Below are 583 nucleotides of genomic sequence, written 5' to 3'. Positions count from 1 at the left end.
CAATATCGCTGTTGCGCGCCAGGGCGGCGGGCATCGCCATCTGGCAGGCGCGGATCGATTGGTAATGCGCGGGCTCGACGCGGGCCTGCTGGCAGGCGGTGCTGCCGTCGCCGCAACCCATGATCGCCATGACGTAGAACAGCGGTTCCATGATCGTCTCCGTTCGCCTGTAAAACCGACGAGACGCCTTGCTTGTTCCATGAAGCGCTTGGGATACCGCTTGACTGCGCTTACATGAGGGAAAGATGCCCCCCGATACCGCCACCTCCTCGACCGCGTCCGAGCGGCCCATGCTGCCGACGCTCAAGCGTTTCCTGCCCTATCTGTGGCCGGCGGACGCGCCGATGCTGCGGCTGCGGATCGTGGGGGCGATGCTGCTGGTCGCGGTGTCCAAGGTCACCCAGGTCTATGTCAGTGCTTATACGCTGAAATGGGCGGTCGACCGGATGGCGCAGGGCGATCGCTCCGCAATGTGGATCGTGATCGCGTTGGTGCTGGGCTATGCCGGTGCGCGCTTCGCGACGACGCTGTTCGACAATCTGCGCAATGCGGTGTTCGAGCGCGTCGGGCAGGATGCGACGCG

Annotated in this window: 1 pseudogene; it reads left to right on the top strand. The window is 64.7% G+C overall.

Features of this window, described 5'->3' with window-relative positions:
• Positions 1–245: 245 nt before the first annotated feature.
• A pseudogene (locus AACY52_RS29455) lies at positions 246–583 on the top strand (metal ABC transporter permease); the annotation flags it as partial.

It is taken from the genome of Pseudomonas sp. EA_65y_Pfl1_P113 (assembly GCF_963970525.1).
Lineage (GTDB): Bacteria > Pseudomonadota > Gammaproteobacteria > Pseudomonadales > Pseudomonadaceae > Aquipseudomonas > Aquipseudomonas tritici.
Note: the sequence above shows the minus strand (reverse complement) of the source record. Positions and strands in the feature narration are given on the sequence as shown.